This window comes from Mesorhizobium sp. M2A.F.Ca.ET.042.01.1.1 (assembly GCF_003997405.1).
In the GTDB taxonomy this organism is placed as follows: Bacteria; Pseudomonadota; Alphaproteobacteria; order Rhizobiales; family Rhizobiaceae; genus Mesorhizobium.
The window spans coordinates 1-1,864 of sequence record NZ_RZRX01000508.1 but is presented as its reverse complement, the minus strand read 5'-3'; the positions used below and the strand labels follow the sequence as shown (position 1 = coordinate 1,864).

3 protein-coding genes and 1 pseudogene are annotated in these 1,864 nt (G+C 62.9%); all 4 read left to right on the top strand.

Features of this window, described 5'->3' with window-relative positions; translation table 11 throughout:
• The first annotated feature begins 67 nt into the window (after positions 1-67).
• Positions 68-493, top strand: a complete 426-nt coding sequence (locus EOA23_RS34305) for an NUDIX hydrolase (RefSeq protein WP_127307279.1) — start codon at positions 68-70, stop codon at positions 491-493.
• A 71-nt stretch (positions 494-564) separates the two neighbouring features.
• Complete coding sequence (locus EOA23_RS34300; protein WP_127307278.1) at positions 565-942, top strand: TIGR02301 family protein; 378 nt, start codon at positions 565-567, stop codon at positions 940-942.
• 353 nt (positions 943-1,295) lie between these two features.
• Complete coding sequence (locus EOA23_RS34295; protein ID WP_040984202.1) at positions 1,296-1,553, top strand: hypothetical protein; 258 nt, start codon at positions 1,296-1,298, stop codon at positions 1,551-1,553.
• A gap of 116 nt (positions 1,554-1,669) precedes the next feature.
• Positions 1,670-1,864: pseudogene (locus EOA23_RS34290) on the top strand (hypothetical protein); the annotation flags it as partial.

Here is a 1,864-nt window from a genome sequence, read left to right as displayed (position 1 = left end):
ACGCCGCAACGGCTAAAGCTGGATTCGCCCAATCGGTCCACAAAAGCCTGCAGAAGGATCGGCACGCATGGAAAAGCGCAAGATCATACCGGCCGTTTCCGTCGCGGTCGTGCGCGACGGCACCGTGCTTCTGGTCAAGCGCGGGCGGGCGCCATCGCAAGGGCTATATGCCTATCCCGGCGGCAAGGTCGAGCCGGACGAGACCTTGCCGCAAGCCGCTGCGCGGGAATTGCGTGAAGAGACCGGACTGGAAGCCATCGACTACCGGCCGCTGCGCGACATCCATATCGACGGCAGCGGCGAAAACCACGCGGTCGATTATCTGCTGACGGTGTTCGCCGCCGCCTATGCCGGCGGCGAACCAGTGGCCAGCGACGATGCCGAGACCGCGGCATTCTACACGCTGGCGCAAATGGCTGACATGCCGCTTGCCGGCGACGTGTTCTCGGTCGCCGAGGAGTTGCTCGGCCCTGCGCAACGCGCCACGCGGTGAGCCTCCAGAATGGCCTTGCAGGCGACAAAATGTTTCGCCACAAAGCCTTGCCCTTTCTTCGCAAGGCTCTGATGACCCGCGCTTCCCCTCTTCTCGCCGCGTGCCTCGCCCTCGGCCTGGCCGCCTCGCCGGCTCCGGGGCGCGCCGCCGAGGCCCCGTTCGAGCCGGGGCTGATGCGGCTGGCGGAAGTGCTGGGATCGCTGCATTTCCTGCGCAACCTGTGCGGCGAAAAGGGCGACCAATGGCGGGTCGAGATGGAAAAGCTTCTCGAGTCGGAAAATCCGGACCCCGACCGGCGCGCCCGCTTCATCGCCTCGTTCAACCGCGGCTACCGCTCCTTCAGCGGCACCTACACACAATGCGCGCCCTCGGCGACAGCGGCCATTGCCCGCTACATGAAGGAAGGCGAGACGCTGTCGCGCGACATCGCTTCCCGCTACGGGAATTGAGGTGGCTCGGGCCGCCAGCGCGTTTTGCCCAGATTTCTTTCGACAATCGGCGCCAATGTGACATGCCTTATTGTCTCCTGTCCCGCTCTGGTGCAATCATCTGTTGCGGTTTCGCAACAGTGTTAATGAAACGTTAGCGCACGATTGCGGAATTAACTCAAACTGAAGGTTTTGATGCCGCAAGCCAGCCTAATCGGCTAAGCTCGGCATCGATTGAGCGCAGTCTCGTCGACAATGTGAATTCGACCCTAAAAATGTCGTATTTACAATGACTTAATTGAGACTGCGGACGAACTGACAGCCCAAGCCGCGTCCACTGTTGGATCGCCGCTTGCAGTAAGGTGGACATCGCAATGGAACATGGTGTCAGCGACATCGACGCATTGGTCAGGGAAGAAAAACGCCTGACCGCCGTTGAGAGCCACAGCGAGGCATGGGCGGAAGGCCTGTCGGCGGGCATCGAGCCGGAAATCATCGCCGAGGCGGCGTTGGAGACGGCTTTCGGCGAGATGTTGCGCGCCAATGGCGAGACCTCGGCGCTGGCGCTGCTCGACCGCATGCGGGAAAAGGTGATCGCCGGCGCCTTCGAGCCGGAGCGGCTGAAGCACTAGTCATCCGTTTTAACAGTGACTTTTGACGAGGGCGCGCCGTTTGGGCATCATGCCCATGCGCTTGACCATTCAAGGCGCCGCCCGGATCAGGCCGGGTAACAATGGAGAGGCAAGCGGTGAGATCTTCGATGTCAGGCCGGCCGCGCGGGCTGACGCTCAACATCCTGATCGCCGCTTCCTGCCTCGCGTTGCCTTTGTGCCTCGCCAGCACGCCTTCCTACGCACTGAGTGAGATCCAGCGCGAAGACCTGCCTTCCCCGGTGGCCCCGCCCGCCGACAGCGACAGCGCCGCGCCCGGCGCGACCGTGCCG

Bases quoted from the DNA above. Each gene is read 5' to 3' on its own strand.
- EOA23_RS34300 (WP_127307278.1), top strand. From the start codon at position 565: ATGACCCGCGCTTCCCCTCTTCTCGCCGCGTGCCTCGCCCTCGGCCTG.
- EOA23_RS34295 (WP_040984202.1), top strand. From the start codon at position 1,296: ATGGAACATGGTGTCAGCGACATCGACGCATTGGTCAGGGAAGAAAAA.
- EOA23_RS34305 (WP_127307279.1), top strand. From the start codon at position 68: ATGGAAAAGCGCAAGATCATACCGGCCGTTTCCGTCGCGGTCGTGCGC.